The 17527-nt window shown below is 42.6% G+C and carries 17 protein-coding genes and 1 rRNA gene; 10 read left to right on the top strand and 8 right to left on the bottom strand.

Annotated features, from left to right (window positions below):
* Nucleotides 1–4 precede the first annotated feature (4 nt).
* The 4 genes from H3V11_RS10165 to def form a co-directional block, all read right to left on the bottom strand.
* Nucleotides 5–601 (bottom strand): DUF4390 domain-containing protein, encoded by a 597-nt coding sequence (locus tag H3V11_RS10165; RefSeq protein ID WP_025329802.1) that lies wholly within the window; start codon nucleotides 599–601, stop codon nucleotides 5–7.
* A complete protein-coding gene (gene rsmB / locus H3V11_RS10170) occupies nucleotides 567–1820 on the bottom strand; it encodes a 16S rRNA (cytosine(967)-C(5))-methyltransferase RsmB (RefSeq protein WP_198224817.1) in 1254 nt (417 codons plus the stop codon). Before rsmB ends, H3V11_RS10165 begins: the two co-directional genes overlap by 35 nt.
* Nucleotides 1817–2758: a methionyl-tRNA formyltransferase gene (fmt, locus tag H3V11_RS10175; protein WP_084550139.1), complete on the bottom strand. Its 942-nt coding sequence runs from the start codon at nucleotides 2756–2758 to the stop codon at nucleotides 1817–1819. Before fmt ends, rsmB begins: the two co-directional genes overlap by 4 nt.
* Before the next feature lie 67 nt (nucleotides 2759–2825).
* Complete coding sequence (def, locus tag H3V11_RS10180; protein WP_025329805.1) at nucleotides 2826–3329, bottom strand: peptide deformylase; 504 nt, start codon at nucleotides 3327–3329, stop codon at nucleotides 2826–2828.
* Nucleotides 3330–3490: 161 nt separating this feature from the next.
* Between def and H3V11_RS10185 the strand changes: the two genes are divergently transcribed.
* From H3V11_RS10185 to H3V11_RS10210, 6 genes are all read left to right on the top strand, one after another.
* Nucleotides 3491–4708, top strand: coding sequence for a LysM peptidoglycan-binding domain-containing protein (locus H3V11_RS10185; protein ID WP_198207997.1), 1218 nt, complete (start codon nucleotides 3491–3493; stop codon nucleotides 4706–4708).
* Nucleotides 4709–5513: 805 nt separating this feature from the next.
* Nucleotides 5514–6260 (top strand): MtnX-like HAD-IB family phosphatase, encoded by a 747-nt coding sequence (locus tag H3V11_RS10190; RefSeq protein ID WP_198186730.1) that lies wholly within the window; start codon nucleotides 5514–5516, stop codon nucleotides 6258–6260.
* A 24-nt stretch (nucleotides 6261–6284) separates the two neighbouring features.
* A complete protein-coding gene (locus H3V11_RS10195; protein ID WP_084547506.1) occupies nucleotides 6285–7106 on the top strand; it encodes a carboxylesterase in 822 nt (273 codons plus the stop codon).
* Between the two features lie 34 nt (nucleotides 7107–7140).
* Complete coding sequence (locus H3V11_RS10200) at nucleotides 7141–7497, top strand: EamA family transporter (protein ID WP_041881574.1); 357 nt, start codon at nucleotides 7141–7143, stop codon at nucleotides 7495–7497.
* Nucleotides 7497–7907, top strand: a complete 411-nt coding sequence (locus H3V11_RS10205; protein ID WP_198186731.1) for a multidrug efflux SMR transporter — start codon at nucleotides 7497–7499, stop codon at nucleotides 7905–7907. The genes H3V11_RS10200 and H3V11_RS10205 overlap by 1 nt, the downstream gene beginning before the upstream one ends.
* A gap of 30 nt (nucleotides 7908–7937) precedes the next feature.
* A complete protein-coding gene (locus H3V11_RS10210; protein WP_198224819.1) occupies nucleotides 7938–9125 on the top strand; it encodes a DegT/DnrJ/EryC1/StrS family aminotransferase in 1188 nt (395 codons plus the stop codon).
* Here H3V11_RS10210 and H3V11_RS10215 read toward each other — a convergent pair.
* Genes H3V11_RS10215 through H3V11_RS10225 form a run of 3 tightly spaced genes read right to left on the bottom strand, consistent with a single transcriptional unit; the run spans nucleotide 9107 to nucleotide 12547 of the window.
* Nucleotides 9107–9997 carry an arginase family protein gene (locus tag H3V11_RS10215; protein ID WP_198224821.1) on the bottom strand — a complete coding sequence of 297 codons (891 nt, stop codon included), beginning with the start codon at nucleotides 9995–9997 and terminating at the stop codon, nucleotides 9107–9109. The genes H3V11_RS10210 and H3V11_RS10215 overlap by 19 nt on opposite strands.
* Nucleotides 9990–11078, bottom strand: a complete 1089-nt coding sequence (locus H3V11_RS10220) for a GNAT family N-acetyltransferase (protein ID WP_198224823.1) — start codon at nucleotides 11076–11078, stop codon at nucleotides 9990–9992. The genes H3V11_RS10215 and H3V11_RS10220 overlap by 8 nt, the downstream gene beginning before the upstream one ends.
* Before the next feature lie 53 nt (nucleotides 11079–11131).
* Nucleotides 11132–12547, bottom strand: a complete 1416-nt coding sequence (locus H3V11_RS10225; RefSeq protein WP_084547501.1) for an aspartate aminotransferase family protein — start codon at nucleotides 12545–12547, stop codon at nucleotides 11132–11134.
* A gap of 392 nt (nucleotides 12548–12939) precedes the next feature.
* Between H3V11_RS10225 and H3V11_RS10230 the strand changes: the two genes are divergently transcribed.
* Nucleotides 12940–14133, top strand: a complete 1194-nt coding sequence (locus tag H3V11_RS10230) for an MFS transporter (RefSeq protein WP_198224825.1) — start codon at nucleotides 12940–12942, stop codon at nucleotides 14131–14133.
* Nucleotides 14134–14272: 139 nt separating this feature from the next.
* A complete protein-coding gene (ppk2, locus tag H3V11_RS10235; protein WP_025329815.1) occupies nucleotides 14273–15166 on the top strand; it encodes a polyphosphate kinase 2 in 894 nt (297 codons plus the stop codon).
* 65 nt (nucleotides 15167–15231) lie between these two features.
* Here the strand turns inward: ppk2 and H3V11_RS10240 are convergent, their stop codons facing one another.
* Nucleotides 15232–15957 (bottom strand): 16S rRNA (uracil(1498)-N(3))-methyltransferase, encoded by a 726-nt coding sequence (locus H3V11_RS10240; RefSeq protein WP_084585638.1) that lies wholly within the window; start codon nucleotides 15955–15957, stop codon nucleotides 15232–15234.
* Nucleotides 15958–16358: 401 nt separating this feature from the next.
* Here H3V11_RS10240 and H3V11_RS10245 point away from each other — a divergent pair, with 401 nt between their 5' ends.
* Both H3V11_RS10245 and H3V11_RS10250 read left to right on the top strand, forming a co-directional pair.
* On the top strand, nucleotides 16359–16499 hold the full coding sequence (locus H3V11_RS10245; protein ID WP_198224827.1) for a hypothetical protein: 141 nt from the start codon (nucleotides 16359–16361) through the stop codon (nucleotides 16497–16499).
* Between the two features lie 95 nt (nucleotides 16500–16594).
* Nucleotides 16595–17527 (top strand): 16S ribosomal RNA (locus H3V11_RS10250); the annotation flags it as partial.

The raw sequence follows: 17527 nt of genomic DNA on the forward strand, positions 1-17527 counted from the left end.
GTGGTCAGTCCGCGTTAATGACTAGACGATGCCAGCCGGAATCCAATTGCCAGCTATGGGAAGTGAGAGCATTAATCTGAAATGGCTTGGGTAACTGGCTGATACTCAGACTAAGGCGAACATCAGCACGCACTTCATTCGCAGAGACACCACTGAGTGTGCCATTGCTCAGGACGCGCCAGTTGGCTACAGCACCAACGGCTCTAAGTGCGGTATCAAGGCTGTTGTATTCGGTAGAGAACGTGGAACCCATGCTGACACGGTAGCGGTTAGTCAGCGGGTGATAAGCGAGTTTGTACTGTATAAGGTTATCACCGCCAATCAGGTTATTAATCCGATTACGGTAAGAAGCGAGCGTGGGGGCTGTTAACTGATAGTTCAGATCAAAATTTAATGGTACGCCCTGAGTCAGAGCCTGTTTCAGTTGGTCGGGCAGCTGGGTATTAAAACGTGTATTGATGGAAAGCTGACCATTACTGGTAATATTAGCCTGAGCACGGGTGGTGCTTATGCCTTCGGCCAGTGCTGCAGTAATGCTCAGGCAGAGGAGACAGGCAAAAAGTAGACTAGATTTTATCGATAAGCGCGTAAAAAAAGCCATCTTGTCTGCTGTTCGGTAATAAAATACGTGAGAGACGCTCGCGGGCATCCGCATGTCGGGTTAAAAAACGGGTTACTTGTTGCTGGTTTTCTTCTGTAAAAATCGAACAGGTGGCCAGAAGCAGGCGCCCACCTGATTTTAAAGTAAGCCACAGATTATCCAGTAAAGCTTCCTGCTGTAGTGCAGTTTTTTGTCCGTCCTGAGGCTGACGTAACCATTTGATGTCAGGATGACGTTTTACTACACCTGAAGCTGTACAGGGTACATCAGCAAGAATGGCATCAAAAGTGTTGCCATCATACCATGAGTGCAGATCTTTTGCGTCGGCACAATGCAAATGAGCCTGCTGATGCAGGCGTTGCAGATTCTCCTGTACGCGCTCAAAACGCTGCGAATCTATATCCAGTGCGGTTACATCGCAGTCTGCCCATTCAAGCATATGTCCTGTTTTACCACCCGGTGCAGCACATGCATCCAGAATGCGCTCACCGGATTGCGGATTGAGCAAAGGAATGGCTTGCTGAGCCCCAAAATCCTGTACAGACACATGTCCTGAAGCGAAATCCGGTAGCTTTGATACGGCTACTGCCTGTTGCAACATAATGCTGTGTGTATCGAGAATTCTGGCTGGTATACCGGCTGCGGCCAGTTTGGTTTGATATTGCTCAGCATCAGTATAGCGACGATTAACTCGCAATGTCATAGGCGGATGCTGAGCCATTGCTGTAACCATATTATGCCAATGCTGAGGATAATGCTTTTTAAGATAGTTTACCCACCATGCAGGCAGATTGAAACGGGCTGTATCCTGTTTAAGTGCATTGGCTAATAAGTCCTCATGCTCGCGTAGAAAGCGCCGTAACAGAGCATTAACCAGTTTCTGGTAACGACCACCGTGCAATCGGCGTGCATGATTCACAGCTTCATTCACAACGGCATGATGTGCATTGCGAGTAAAATGTAATTGGTATAAAGCAATGATAAGAAGATGGCGAATATCTGCCGGTGGTGAAGCTGTGGTCATTTGCTGTACAAGTTGTTGCAACAGACCTAAATAACGCAGGCTACCATGAGTAAGATCTTGCAAGGCAGCTCTGTCAGAGGCTGACAGTTCAGGATGTTGCTGTATTACCTGAATCAGAATTTCATTGAGATTACATCCGTTTAGGACTTCGCCGATGATATTTGCTGCTAATTGCTGGGCGCGAGCCATACTCATGCATCAGTCTCCGCTGAAGCGAGTAATGTACCCTGTTGCAAGATATTACCGGCTTGGAATGCGGTTACAGACATGGCTTTGCTACCCGCTTTCTGAATTTCTTCAATACTGATGGAGTCTTTGCCACAGGCTACAATCAGTTCATGTTCATTACTGTGTAAAACCATTCCCGGTATGCCTGTGTATGAAACTATTTTAGCGCGCCGGATTTTAAGCGGTTTATCCTGCCAGACAGTCCATGCTCCGGGTACCGGATTGAAAGCACGAATTTTTCGTACAATTTCTGCAGCAGGCCGGGCCCAGTTAATTTGTGCTTCAGCTTTGCTTAATTTATGAGCATAAGTAACGCCTGTTTCACTTTGTGGAATTGGCTGTAGCTGGTTAATTTGTTGTAAATCAGCAACAATTGCATCAGCACCCAGCTGCATTAATGCATCATGGACTTCACTCGCTGTATCGTCTGTTTTAATAGTATATTTATGACGACTGATTACTGAGCCGGTATCCAGACCGGCATCCATTTGCATGATACATACCCCGGTTTCGTGATCGCCGGCTTCAATTGCACGCTGAATCGGCGCGGCACCACGCCAGCGCGGCAACAGCGACGCATGAATATTGAGACAGCCGTATCTGGGAATATTAAGCACTGCCTGTGGCAGTAATAGCCCGTAAGCAGCTACAACCATGACATCAGCCTGCTGATTTTCCAATATCGCCTGAATTTCGGCCGTTTTTAATGTAGTTGGCTGCATTACGGTAAGGCCGTGTGTCAGTGCTGCTTTTTTAACTGCACTGGGTTGTAACTTTAACCCGCGGCCGCTAGGGCGGTCTGGCTGGGTTAGTACCAGAGGCACGTTAAAACCGGCTGCAACAATAGCATTGAGTGCAGCCGCAGCAAAATCAGGGGTTCCGGCGAAAATAACAGAAGGCTTCATGCAATAAATCCACAACAGGCATAACAGCTATCGCTATGCCAATAAAAAATTCCGACAACAGGTTTTGTTACATTCTTTCGCGTGCGCGTTTTTTAAGCTTAGTTTTGATACGGTTCTGTTTCAGTGGCGACAGATATTCTACAAATACCTTGCCGGCAAGGTGATCCAGTTCATGCTGAATACAGATGGCCAGTAATCCGTCTGCTTCCAGTGTAAATTTTTCACCATGTTCATCATAGGCTTCAACGGTAATGCGCTCAGAGCGGTGCACCATCTCGTAAATACCGGGAACAGATAAACAGCCTTCTTCGTACTCGGTATCACCTTCTCTGTAAGTAATAACCGGATTAATAAATACACGCAGCTGATTACGTTCTTCAGACAGATCCATTACTACTACACGTTCATGCACATCAACCTGAGTTGCCGCCAGTCCGATACCGCGTGCCTGATACATAGTTTCCGCCATATCCTGTACCAGCGTGCGAATTCTGTCATCAAATTTTGTAACAGGTTGCGCAACAGTATGTAAACGCTCATCAGGATATTGTAAAATGTTTAAGAGAGCCATTATGTGTTTAATTCCTTGTTCAATCAATCTGACCTGAGTACATGATGGCAATATGGATTTTTTAAAGATTGTTGATATGGATTCAGGTAAACTGATACTAATATCCATACTATGTCATATCACAATCATTTAAAATAGCAAACTCCCTAAGGATACCTTACATGCATAAACATATTATAACTCTGCTGTGTGCACTAAGTATGGCAATATCTGCACCGGTAATGGCCAAATTAAAATTACGTCCGGATGCACCGGCACAATATGTAGTGAAAAGTGGTGATACTTTGTGGAGCATATCCGGTAAGTATCTTTACAGCCCCTGGCAATGGCCGCAACTGTGGGGTTCTAACCGGGATCAGATTCGGAATCCGCAAAAAATTTATCCGGGACAGGTTTTAAGTCTGCGCTATGTTAACGGGCAGCCGCGTCTGGGTTTTGATAACAGCGGAGGTATTCCAACCATTAAACTGCAGCCACAAATACGTAATCTGTCTTCTGGTTATGGCATCAGTACCATAGATGTCGATTTTTTCCGTATGTTTATGCAGCATCCGCAAGTAATTAGTAAAGAACAAACCAGAGAGGCACCACGTCTGATTGCCGGACCGGATAACCGGGTTATTTATTCTACAGGTGACCGTATCTATGCGGATCGTCAGTTAGAGCCTGGTCGCTATCTGATTTACCGTATAGAACAGAATATTACTGATCCTGATACCCATAAATATCTGGGACAGCTGGTACGCTTTAGTGGTGAAGCAGCAACGCTGGCCGGACAGAACACTGCTCTGGCTGAACGCAGTCCAAAGGATGCAGCCAGCTTACCTGAAGATGAGTATTATACCCGTAAGACACCACTGATTAAGGTTCCTACGCGTACAGCTCAGCCACTGGTTATTACCAATTCAGCGTCAGAAATTAATAAGGGTGATTATCTGTTAAAAATTACAGATGAGCATGATCCGTTCCAGATGATGCCTCATGGGCCCACTACTCAGATTAAAGGTAAAATTGTTTCTGTAATGGACGGTATTCAGGAAGCAGGTCCTTATCAGACAATTACTTTGAATTTAGGTACTAATGATGGAGTTGATAAAGGTACCGTAGTTAGCCTGTATAAAAAAAGTCGCCAACTTAAGGCTGATTTATCTAATGAGCCTAAGAAATCACGCAGTGTGGTTAAATATCTGAGTATTCCGGCAGAGGAAGTTGGTCTGGCACTGATTTATCGGGTAAGTGATAATTTGTCTTCAGCTCTTATTATTAATGCATCTCAAGCTGTGCAGATAGGAGATTTAGTAATGAACCCGGGTCATGATCTGGATGATGTTACACAGGACTCAACTTACCTAATCAATTCATTCAAAGAAATTCACTAATTGAAACAGCGAATAATATATTGGTAAAAAATGTATTACTGATGAAATGAATCGAATAAAAGTGCGGATATATCCGCACTTTTATTTTATATAGTTTTATCTATTGCTCTCTATAAGCATAGATATCAAAATTCTCTGCTGCTAAAAATAGCAGTTATGCTTATTATCCGATATTTATCAGAATAATAAATATCGGATAAACAATTATTTGTTTCTGAATCGTCTTTACTGAGTATCGGTTCTGATTATTTTATGCCATTTGATTTAAATAAATTATCTATATAATTTAAATTATTGTGAAAAAATAACAATTATTAGCTTACTTCTTTCCAATATTGATATTGCATTAAGTATACTTAAATCCAGTCAGTTTAATTTCTGGTAGAAATGTTTTAAAATAGATCAATTATTCGGTTAAAATATCTAGACATATCAGCTATCTGTATAGATTAGTTCTGTTGTGGACAGATTTGGCGGCTTGGTATAGCAGACAGGTAATCTGAGTTTCAGCAAAGTATAAGATACATTTCTGACATGTATTTTCGTTTATTTTATATTAAACTGAAATTAGTGTTCAAAGTGAACGGGTATTATTCTATTTATAGAATATATATTTAGTACCCTTAATCTCCGATCTATCAGCCATATTTAGCCAATTATCATGTTAGGGTAATTGGCTAAAATTTAGTGAAATTATTTACGTTTAGCCTTTACACACTAAGATATTCAAGCATCTTGCATTATCTTTCATTTTCCTTGTTACAATGCCAGCCTGTTTTCATTTGTAATTTTTATATGGAACAATATGAGTTGTTTCTTCCCCGTTGCGGAAAGCCCGCAAAATCATCAGTCACTTTTTTATGCTAACGATTTGAGTCAGTATTCAGTATTGTGTGACTTTGACGGAACCATTAGTGAAAAAGATGTTACTGATACCTTACTGAATCATTTTGGTAATGAGAAATGTGCCTTATTTGAGCAGCAGTGGCAGCAAGGTATTATTGGTTCGCGGGAATGCATGCATCAGCAGATTGCTAATATGCAGGCCAGTCAGGCTGAGTTGGACAGTGTGCTGGCACAAATTAAAATTGATCCTGCTTTTAGTGAATTTATCAGCTTTGCACAAAGCAGAAATTTAAATGTACATATTGTCAGTGATGGACTGGACTATGCCATTCAGTCCATCCTTAAGCGGTATAATCTGAACTTTTTACCGGTTTTTGCCAATCGCTTATTGCATAATCAACAGCATGGCTGGGCACTGGATTTTCCTTATGCCAATGATCACTGCCTTAAGGCCAGTGGTAATTGTAAATGTCAGCACCGTCGGAAACTGACTGGTTTTCAAAAGATTTTTTATGTTGGTGATGGTACATCGGATTTTTGTGTGGCAGATAAAGTAGATATGGTATTTGCCAAAGATAAATTAATTGATTTTTGTCAGCAACAGCGGATTGCATATTATCCAATCAAGAATTTTGGCGATGTTACTGCCATTTTGCCTGAGTTGCTGAAAGCTCCGACCGAGAATAGCTGCCTGATTCCAGCATAAGGCATTAATACCTGATTTATAATTATGATTCAAGATTCTTCTTATTTTTTACCCGGTAATCGCAACGGTGTTCTGCTGGTACATGGTCTTACCGGTACACCCAATGAAATGCGTATTCTGGCCAAAGGACTGCATCAGGCAGGTTTTACTGTCTATGCCATGCAGTTGGCCGGCCATTGCGGTGATGAAGCTGATTTATGTCAGACTACCTGGCATGATTGGTATGCCAGTGTGCAGGAGGCTGCGCAATTTCTAAAGCAAAAAGTCGATTGTCTGTTTGTAGCAGGATTATCGATGGGTGCGCTGCTGGCATTGAAACTGGCGGCCGATCAGCCTGAGCTTGTAAAGGGTGTGGGTGTCTATGGTGTAACATTCAGCTATGATGGCTGGTCTATTCCATTCTGGGCAAAACAATCTTTTGTGCTATTACCGTTTTTTAAAAAATTTCATTTATTTCAGAAAACCTCATTTATAGAGAAACCGCCGTACGGGCTGAAAGATGAACGTATTCGTGCAACTGTTGCTGCCAGTATGTTCAGTGGCGATAGTGCCAGTGCCGGCCTGGCCGGTAATCCGTTTCCGGCGCTGGCAGAAATGCAGGCACTGGCCAAAATAGTGCGGCGACAGTTGCCACAGGTTACAGCTCCCTGTCTGATTATGCATTCCGGTCATGATGATATTGCCAATATTAAAACTAATGCGCGTCTGGTAGAAAAATATGTTAACGGAGTAACAAAATTTATCGTTCTGGATGACAGCTATCACCTGATTACCATTGATCGGCAGCGGCGCGAAGTAATCAATGAATCAGTTGCCTTTTTCGAGCATATAGCGCAAACAGCGTAAGTGAATATCTATCTCACAGCAAAGGAAATATTATATGACGATGCTTGTATTCATTTTATGGTTTGCCAATATCTGTTTTGATACGCTCGGGCAAATAGCATTTAAATATGCAGCCATTGCGCCAGATAACCGCAATGGCTGGTATTACTGGATTGATCTGTTCAGTAATTACTGGTTGTGGATTGGGATTGGTTCCTATGTCGCTGAATTTTTGCTTTGGCTAGCATTTTTAAGTCAGGTACCATTGTCACAGGGTATTTTGCTTGGTTCAATTAACATTATCGTACTGATGCTGGTAGGACGGGTTTTGTTTCAGGAAAAGCTTACCCGTTTCCGGTTAGTCGGTATGTTTTGTATTACCATCGGAGTAGTATTGGTAGGAGCGTCATAATGCGTAAATTTTATATAGTTGGTTTTGCGCTCTTATTATTGTTTGATACATTGGGACAGAGCAGTTTTAAATTAACTGCTATTCATGCGCAGCCGCTTGCTGCGGATTGGGACTGGATTTCCCGCGTATTTACTCAGCCGTGGGTATATATTGCCATTGCCGGTTATATTGGTGCTTTTTTTACCTGGATGATGCTGTTGAAAAAAGCACCGGTTGGTCCGGCATTTGCTGCATCGCATCTGGAAGTAATTACGGTAATGCTGGTTTCAGCTTTTCTGTTTCATGAGCACATTACAAATATTCGCATCCTCGGCGCGATATTTATTGTGGCTGGTATTATCTTTTTAGCACTGGCTGAAAAAGAGATCATGGAAACGGAGGAGCACAGTAAAGATGATGAGCCGTGTTAACTTTTCCGGTTCAGAAGATTAGTATTATTTATGTCATACTACTATGAGAACCCGCCTACTGCCGGATTACCGCTAAAGTGGTCTGACTGGTGGCCGGCTGGTCAGTCACTTACGAGCAGAGTCAGCGAACAATTGCATCTGCCGCCCGTACAGCTTACCTGTTCAGGTACAGCAGCACTGATTATTGCGTTAACAACACTGGCACAGCAACAGCCACAGCGTAAAATCGTAATTGTACCGGCATATACCTGTCCGCTGGTTGCGCTGGCCGTTCATCATTGTGGTTTACAGTTACAGTTATGTGATTTAAAACCCGGTAGTATCGATATGGATATCGCTCAGTTAAGTACTCTGTTAAATGAGCAGGTATTGGCAGTGATACCTACACACTTGGGCGGCCGGGTGACAGATGTCAGTACCGTTAAACAGCTGGCTCAGTCCTATCAGATTAGTGTGATAGAGGATGCAGCGCAGGCATTGGGTGCAGAAGTAGGGCAGCATGGCGATATTGTGCTGTTCAGTCTGGCAGCCGGTAAAGGGCTAACTATGTATGAAGGCGGTTTGTTAACCGCCAGTGATATGCAATTACGCAGTAATTTACAAGCTATGTCCGAAAAATTATTGCCACGCCGGTACAAATGGGAGTTGCTGAGAACCCTGGAATTATTTGGATACACTGCTTTGTATAATCCTGCCGGTTTATATTTTGTTTATGGGCAAGGCAGGAGAAAGGCATTGCGCCGGCAGCAATGGATTGCAGCCGTTGGAGATGATTTTGATTTTGATATTCCAATGCATCGGGTTAGTCGCTGGCGTCAACATGTAGCTGCTAATGCTTTCCTGCGTTTACCGGCATTTCTAGATATGTTGCAAAAGCAGGTCTACCAGCGTATTGAACAATTGCAGAGTATTTCTGGAATAGAGGTGATCGTCGATCAGCATGGTCGGGGTGTATGGCCTTTTCTAATGGTGTTATTGCCTACAGGCCAACATCGCGATGCTGTATTAAAACAGCTATGGACAAGTCCGCTGGGGGTAACGCGGTTATTTATTCATCCACTGTCTCAATACGATTATTTGCAGCCGATTGTACCTGCTTCATCCATGCCGAATGCTGAAGATTTTGCTGCACGTATGTTCACTATTACCAACAGCCTGTGGCTTACTGATGCTCAATTTTCCCGGATATGTGAAGTTATTCAGGATGCTGTGCGCTGATTATGAGCCAGAGCAGCAAGCAATTGCTGATTAACAGCATGATGTTTTTCCTGCCATGCAGTCAGTGTAGTAGCCGGAATAGGTTCCTGTTTGTCCATTGCACTCAGTAAGCGTTTTAGCAGGCTGGTATATTCCCACTGAGATACTTCACCAGTAATATCGCTGCCAATAATCCGCTGATTCATAGCGTTAATCACAGTTAATAAATGTTCCAGTTGCATGCGCCCCTGATCCCAGTTGGTTTGTACTACGTCCTTACCCAGAACATCTTTGTCTATCGAGATATATACAGGTTCATTAGTTTGTTGCTGTGTCTGGATAAAAGCGCTTACCAGTTCTTCTGGTGAGGAGAATGCTCGAAAAGCCTGTTTCAGACCAATTGTTCTTGCCCAGCCAACCCGTACATCCATACACCAGTAGGTTAATTTACCCTGAAATAATGGCGCCAGCCGGTTTTCCCAGCTGTGTGCCACCCCTATATCATTTGAAGTAATACCTAATACATGTACATGGCTGACAAAAGGCAATTGCGCCACGTAACTGACCCACGAACCACAGTGAATTCCGAACAGATAACGCATATTATCCGGATGATTATCAAAAATAATGATTTGTATCGGATTGGAGGCACTGAAAAATTGCTGTAAACGGTTAATCAACAATAGTGAAATATGATGATAGTCGCCACTGCCGGTTAATACCGTACCATAATGTTCGGGTAATTGCTGATTCAGTTCAGCCTGTAATTTCTTAAAACTAGTCTGAGAGCAACCAAAACGAATAACTTCCTGCCATTGACCAAGTTCAATTCTTACTGCATCTGGTATAGATCCTGTACTGTGGTCAAAATCCAGAATTATCGTTTTATTCATGTTTTTTACTATCCTGAGTAGGCTGATTGCTATTTTCCTGCCAGATTTTATCCTGTTCGAAACGAGTACTGATTTTTGCCAGTAGCTTTCTTAAAACAGGATTGCGGACATACACCATATGTTTGGTAAAAGTAAATTGTGCACCTAAAGATGCTTTAACTTGCGGATCCGTCCAGCCGGCGACATAAACTTTAAGCCCATGCTCTTTGGCATAATTTAGATTGTAAAACCAGCTCAGATAATACAGATTCAGTTCCCGTGCCTGAGGGTAAACAAAACCGATATATTTATCTACCAGCATACCGTTCAGAACAAAACAGATATTGTAACCAATTAGTTCTTGCTGATAATGGTAGGTAAAAATCCTGGCCTGATTGCTGCTGTCCTGTAACAGGCGCACAAAAAAATCTTTGGTTAATAAATCAAAATGGATTTCACTTTGATTATAAACATTCAGATATAACTGATAGTACTCATCTAAAACGGCCTTATTCTGAAAATAGGCATCACCACTGTGTATACAACCAATTTCTACCAGCGATTGCGTTTTTAATTTACGCCGGAAGTTTTTACGCCGCTGATAAGACAGACGGCCTAAATATTCATCGATATCATTAAAATCTATCGGTACCCAGGCTAATGCCTGACCTTCTACTGCAATAAATCCTTCTTGTTGCAATACCTGTATCAGCGATGCAGCATATTCATTTGCCTGATGATCCAGTAATGGTGATTGCTGAGGAATATCTTTCACAATCAGCAGCGGATATTTTTTGCCATAATGCTGTTTAATTTCCGTAGCTAACTGCTGCACAGATTGTTGTTGAGTAAACAGGGCATATTCCGATACAGTAGTACCAATAAAACAAGTTTCAGGTTTCAGAAACTGCTGCCACCAGTTAAATAACGGCCAATGGCGAATTTTTTGCTGAAAATCTGATTCTGCGGTAGTCAGTAAATCAAACCGTGCAGCAAATGCCGGTACCCCGCTAGTTAATTGCCATGCTGTAAAATCCTGAGGCGGACTGGTCAGAAAAGTGTCGACCAGTTCATTCGGTTCCAGTTGAGTCAGATAATTCATAATTTACTAATACGGCAGCCAGCCTGAATATCAGCCGGCTGCCATTACCAGCCCTAAGCCGTTAACTCTTTTTTAGCACGTGTAATCAATTGATCCAGCAATTCAATACCCTGATCAATTTCCTGTTTAGTAATATGTAATGAAGGCGCAAAAGTAATGACATTTTTGTAATAACCGCCAATATCCAGTACCAGCCCCATTTTCTGACCCTGCCAGTCCAGATCGCCGGACATACCAATATCCACCATTTTGTCTACCAGAGCTTTATTCGGAGTAAAGCCGTCTTCTGTGCAGATTTCGGCACGTAAAGCCAGCCCCAGACCGTCTACTTCACCTATTTCCTTATGGCGCTGTTCCAGTGTTTTTAAGCCCTCAAGGAAATACGCTCCGCTTTCCATAACCATTTTTTCATAATCAGTTTCGGCCATCATCTTAAATACTTCCAGACCTACTGCTGTTCCTAATGGATTTGAGGCAAAAGTAGAATGAGTAGAACCAGCCGGAAATACCTGAGGATTAATCAGTTCTTCCCGCGCCCACAGACCACCAAGCGGATTCATACCATTGGTCAGTGCCTTAGCGAATACCAGCATATCTGGTTTTACATCAAAGTGTTCAATTGACCATAATTTACCGGTGCGATAAAAACCCATCTGAATTTCATCAACAACCAGCAAAATACCATATTGATCCAGAACTTTTTTCAGTCCTTTAAAGTAGTTGCGTGGCGGTACAATATATCCGCCTGTTCCTTGCAGTGGTTCCACATAGAATGCTGCATATTCAGCTTGTCCGGCTTTCGGATCCCACACACCATGGTATTCTGTTTCAAACAGGCGGGCAAAATCTGCCACCAAATGTTCGCCATACTCTTCTGCCGTCATTCCTTTAGGGCGGCGGAACGGATAAGGAAACGGAATAAACATAGCGCGATCACCAAAATGGCCATAACGCCGGCGATAACGGAAGCTGGATGTAATCGAAGATGCACCTAAAGTACGTCCATGGTAGCCACCTTCAAACGCAAACATTAATGAACGCCCTTCAGATGCATTACGGATAATTTTCAATGAATCTTCAATACACTGAGAACCACCGACATTGAAATGCACACGACCATCATGACCAAATTTACGTTTCATATCCAGAGCAATGGTTTTAGCCAGCTCAATTTTAGTAGGATGCAAATACTGGCTGGCACATTGCGGTAATGTATCAACCTGCTGCTTCAGCACAGCATTCAGCCGTTCATTTGCATAGCCAAAATTACAGGCCGAATACCACATCTGTAAGTCCAGATAAGGCGTACCATTTTTATCGTACATATAGCTGCCTTCGCAGCCATCAAAGATTTTTGGCGGATTCACATAATGTACCGTATCACCAAACGAACAGTACTTTGCTTCATCTGCCAGTAACTGTGCATCATCAGGACGATTTACAAGTGTTTGAGCACTAGGCTTACTCATCATTTATTCCATTCATTTAAAATAAAACATCTTAATAAAAAGTACATAATTAATACTATTATATCCTGCTAAAGCATCAAAACCGTAAGAAACAAAGGCTAATAACCTGATAAAACCATTATCTGCTCAATATTCAATTATCTTTGCACTTAATTTAAAAAAAGAAAATGTGTAAAACATATTGGCTTAGCAATTCACTGACAATATATAGATTGCACCCTAACCAAATAAAATTTTATATTCACAAAACTAAACAATATTTAATGATCCGCAATAGACTTATGCAAAAAAACTAAAATCAATTTTTACTAATATTTCTCAATCAGTTAGACTTAAATCACAATAAACACACAATATTACTGGCTACTATTGATCAGCCTAATCACACAACTATGAACACAGAACCTAATCGCATTCCTCATCCCCGCTGGCTTTTATTTGCTCTTGCTGTTGGCGGTTTTGCAATCGGCACTACAGAATTTGCCACCATGAGTGTTTTGCCCTATATCGCCAGTGGTTTAAATATAAGCGAACCTATAGCAGGGCATCTAATCAGCATTTATGCACTGGGTGTTGTCATAGGCGCTCCGGTTATTGCCATATTTGGTGCACGCTTTAGCAGGCGCAGCCTGTTACTGGTGCTTATGGCATTTTTCTCTCTGACACATCTCGGCACGATGCTGGCTCCAGATTACCGCAGTATGATGTTATTTCGCTTTTTAAGTGGCTTGCCGCATGGAGCCTATTTTGGTGTTGGTGCACTGGTTGCCGCAGCTATGGTGCCTCCGGATAAGAGAACTCAGGCTGTAGGATTAATGATGATCGGTTTAACCATTGCTACTACCATCGGCGTACCTTTGAGTAGCTGGCTGGCTCAAGCAGTAGGCTGGCGGGTTGTTTTTCTTATCGTTGCCATACTGGCTGCTTTAACAGTGATACTGGTAGCTCTTTTTTTACCGGCAAATTGTATGCAAGGAGGCGGTAGCAATGCGCTGAGTGAACTTAGTGCACTGACCAACCGGCAAATATGGTTGACACTGGCTATAGGAGCCATTGGTTTTGGCGGCATGTTTGGCATATATGCTTACATGGCTTCAACACTTGAAGATATTACCGGTATGTCACCTAAAAGCGTACCACTGGTGATGTGTCTTTACGGTGTAGGCATGACTCTTGGCAATATTATCGTGCCACGCCTGGCCGGTCGCCATGTGATGGGTGGATTAGCATGCTTACTGGCCTGGTCTGCTGCTATGCTGGCCTTATATCCTTTTGCAGTGCATCATCCTTACTGGATATGTATTCAGGTTGTACTAATCGGTATGAGCGGTGCTGTAGGTACATTATTACAAATTCGTTTGATGGATGTAGCTAAAGAAGCTCAGACACTGGCTGCAGCACTCAACCATAGTGCTTTTAATGCTGCCAATGCCTTAGGACCCTATTTAGGCGGCTTAACCATTGCCGCCGGCTGGGGATGGACAAGTACAGCATGGGTTGGCGTCGCTCTTGCTATCATCGGTTTAATCGTATGGTGGTTTACAGTAAAAGATGAACAGCGCACTGCTGCCGCAAATCTGCAATAACTAAGTTTATTCATGTATACAGAACAGTAAATAATATTGTAAAAACATGTAACTGATGTTGCAAATAACTGTTAACATTAATAATCTGTTAATATTAAATTTACTTTAATTATTAATAACAACAGATAGGGGAAGTATTATGACTGCAAACCAGCAGCAATCTGAAACCAAAATACCTGATACTGAGCAGGGAGAAAGCCAGAATAACACTTGTCCGAATAAAAGTACCAAACATAATCAAGATAAAAATACCAAACATAAAAAATTATCTCAAAAGAAATACTACAAAGAGCTGGAAAAACTTCAGGGTGAAATGGTTGCCCTGCAAGAATGGGTAAAAGCCTCCGGACAAAAAGTATGTATTATTTTTGAAGGTCGCGACGGAGCAGGTAAGGGTGGTGCAATTAAAGCTGTCACAGAGAGAGTTAGTCCTCGTATTTTTCAAACTATTGCCTTGCCGGCACCAAGTGAACGCCAAAAGTCACAAATGTACATGCAGCGCTATATTCCTCATTTACCTGCGGCTGGAGAAGTCGTTATTTTCGACCGTAGCTGGTATAACCGTGCTGGTGTAGAACGCGTGATGGGATTCTGTACCGAAGAAGAAAGTAAAGAATTTCTCGAAGTTATTCCATTTATGGAAAAAGCTATAGTTAATTCCGGTATCATCCTGCTTAAATACTGGCTTGAAGTGAGTATGGAAGAACAGCATAGACGTATGCTTGGGCGAATTAACGACCCGCGTAAAATCTGGAAGCTTTCTCCTATGGATATCAAGTCCTACAGTCGCTGGTATGACTACTCCCGGGCTCGTGATGAAATGATTATGGCAACTGATACCTCATGGGCACCGTGGTACGTGGTTGATTCTAATGATAAAAAGAAAGCGCGTCTGAATATCATTAAACATATATTGAGTGAAATTCCGTATAAAAAGACACCACGGAAAAAGGTCGAATTACCAAAACGTCAGGATAAGGGTGATTATCAGGAACCTAATTATCCTTATCGTTATATACCAGAAGAATATTAATACAGAACCAGCCAGATAGCAGACTAAACTGGCTGGTTTTATTATCAGTTCCGGATTTTTCTAATTTACCCGCGAAAGTCTCCCCATAGCAACTGCATTGCCGCAATAGCTGCCAAAGATGCTGTTTCTGTCCGTAATACTCTGGGTCCTGTGCTGATTGCATTAAAGCCATGATTAATTGCCAGCTCTTCTTCAGCCTGGCTTAATCCGCCTTCAGGACCAACCAGCAATACTACTGCCTGTGGCTGTGTAAACTGATTTAATGCTCGGGGCTGGTTTAAACTCATCAGCAGTTTTAAATCATCCACACCCAGAGCACACAATGCATCTGACAATCCCGTTATCGGTTGAATTTGAGGTACTACCGTTCTGCCGCATTGTTCACAGGCACCAATAGCAATATCCAGCCAGCGCTCAAGTTTTTTCATTGCCCGTTCGCCACTTAAGCGCTGGCTACTGCGTTCCGTCAGTACTGGCTGAATCACAGTTACGCCCAGTTCCACAGCCTTTTGAATAGTTAAATCCATACGATCACTACTTGATATGGATTGCATCAACGTAATATTTAATGGTGACTCTAAATTAATATCTGTACTTTCACGAATCAGTACATCCACATTTTTCTTACCCATTGACGTAATTTCAGCCTGATAGACCTTTCCAAGCCCATCAAAAAGCTCAATTACCTCACCTGGCTGGTAGCGTAACACCTGTACATGGCGAGCAGCCGTATCAGGTAAAGAGAATGCATCTGAAACTAAAACACTGGGCGGCAAATAAAAACGGGGCATAATAGTAGTAAAAAAATCAATCAATAATCCAGAGAATAAAAATAGCCGGATTAACATTTAAAAAATTAAATGACTATTCTAATTGTTTATAGAAATACAAAAACGAGTATAAAAATACCTAATCTATAAGCCATACATTTAAATAAATCTACAAACATTAATTCTTATATCAGCAATACAAATTATAAACAATGATACCTTTTCGCAATCTAAAGAGTATTAATTCTTAGAACTAACGAATATGAATACACAGCTCGTTTAATAAACACACAGACAAAGCAAGTCATGAAAGTTTGAAAAGTAATCAAACTGAGTCAAAGGCACCAAAAATAAACGCAAGTAAAACAGTTGAATGAGAAGAAAGTCAAAAATAAATGCAAGCAGGAGTTGACAGGGGGTTTGTGGAGGCGTATAGTTCGCCTTCTTCGCTGATGACGCGACACGAAACAAACGCACAGTTTAAAGTAGAACGCAGTCGAAAGCAACGCTCTTTAACAGAACAGATTACCGATAAGTGTGAGTGCCAAGAGGCCTCACACTGATTCAGAGAGACAAGATAAAAACATTTCTTGTCAATAACTTTGAAGCAGACCAGTGAAACCGAAGGGAACTTCGGGATTACAAAAAAGCTAAGATTAAACATAAGAGTTTGATCCTGGCTCAGATTGAACGCTGGCGGCATGCTTTACACATGCAAGTCGAACGGCAGCACGGAGAGCTTGCTCTCTGGTGGCGAGTGGCGAACGGGTGAGTAATGCATCGGAACGTACCGAGTAATGGGGGATAACTGTCCGAAAGGATGGCTAATACCGCATACGCCCTGAGGGGGAAAGCGGGGGATCTTAGTGACCTCGCGTTATTTGAGCGGCCGATGTTGGATTAGCTAGTTGGTGGGGTAAAGGCCTACCAAGGCGACGATCCATAGCGGGTCTGAGAGGATGATCCGCCACATTGGGACTGAGACACGGCCCAAACTCCTACGGGAGGCAGCAGTGGGGAATTTTGGACAATGGGGGGAACCCTGATCCAGCCATGCCGCGTGTCTGAAGAAGGCCTTCGGGTTGTAAAGGACTTTTGTTAGGGAAGAAAAGCCGGGTGTTAATACCACCTGGTGCTGACGGTACCTAAAGAATAAGCACCGGCTAACTACGTGCCAGCAGCCGCGGTAATACGTAGGGTGCGAGCGTTAATCGGAATTACTGGGCGTAAAGCGAGCGCAGACGGTTAATTAAGTCAGATGTGAAATCCCCGAGCTCAACTTGGGACGTGCATTTGAAACTGGATAACTAGAGTGTGTCAGAGGGAGGTAGAATTCCACGTGTAGCAGTGAAATGCGTAGAGATGTGGAGGAATACCGATGGCGAAGGCAGCCTCCTGGGATAACACTGACGTTCATGCTCGAAAGCGTGGGTAGCAAACAGGATTAGATACCCTGGTAGTCCACGCCCTAAACGATGACAATTAGCTGTTGGGACACTAGATGTCTTAGTAGCGAAGCTAACGCGTGAAATTGTCCGCCTGGGGAGTACGGTCGCAAGATTAAAACTCAAAGGAATTGACGGGGACCCGC

The sequence above is a fragment of the Snodgrassella sp. W8158 genome (assembly GCF_016100435.1).
GTDB classification, from domain to species: Bacteria; Pseudomonadota; Gammaproteobacteria; order Burkholderiales; family Neisseriaceae; genus Snodgrassella; species Snodgrassella alvi.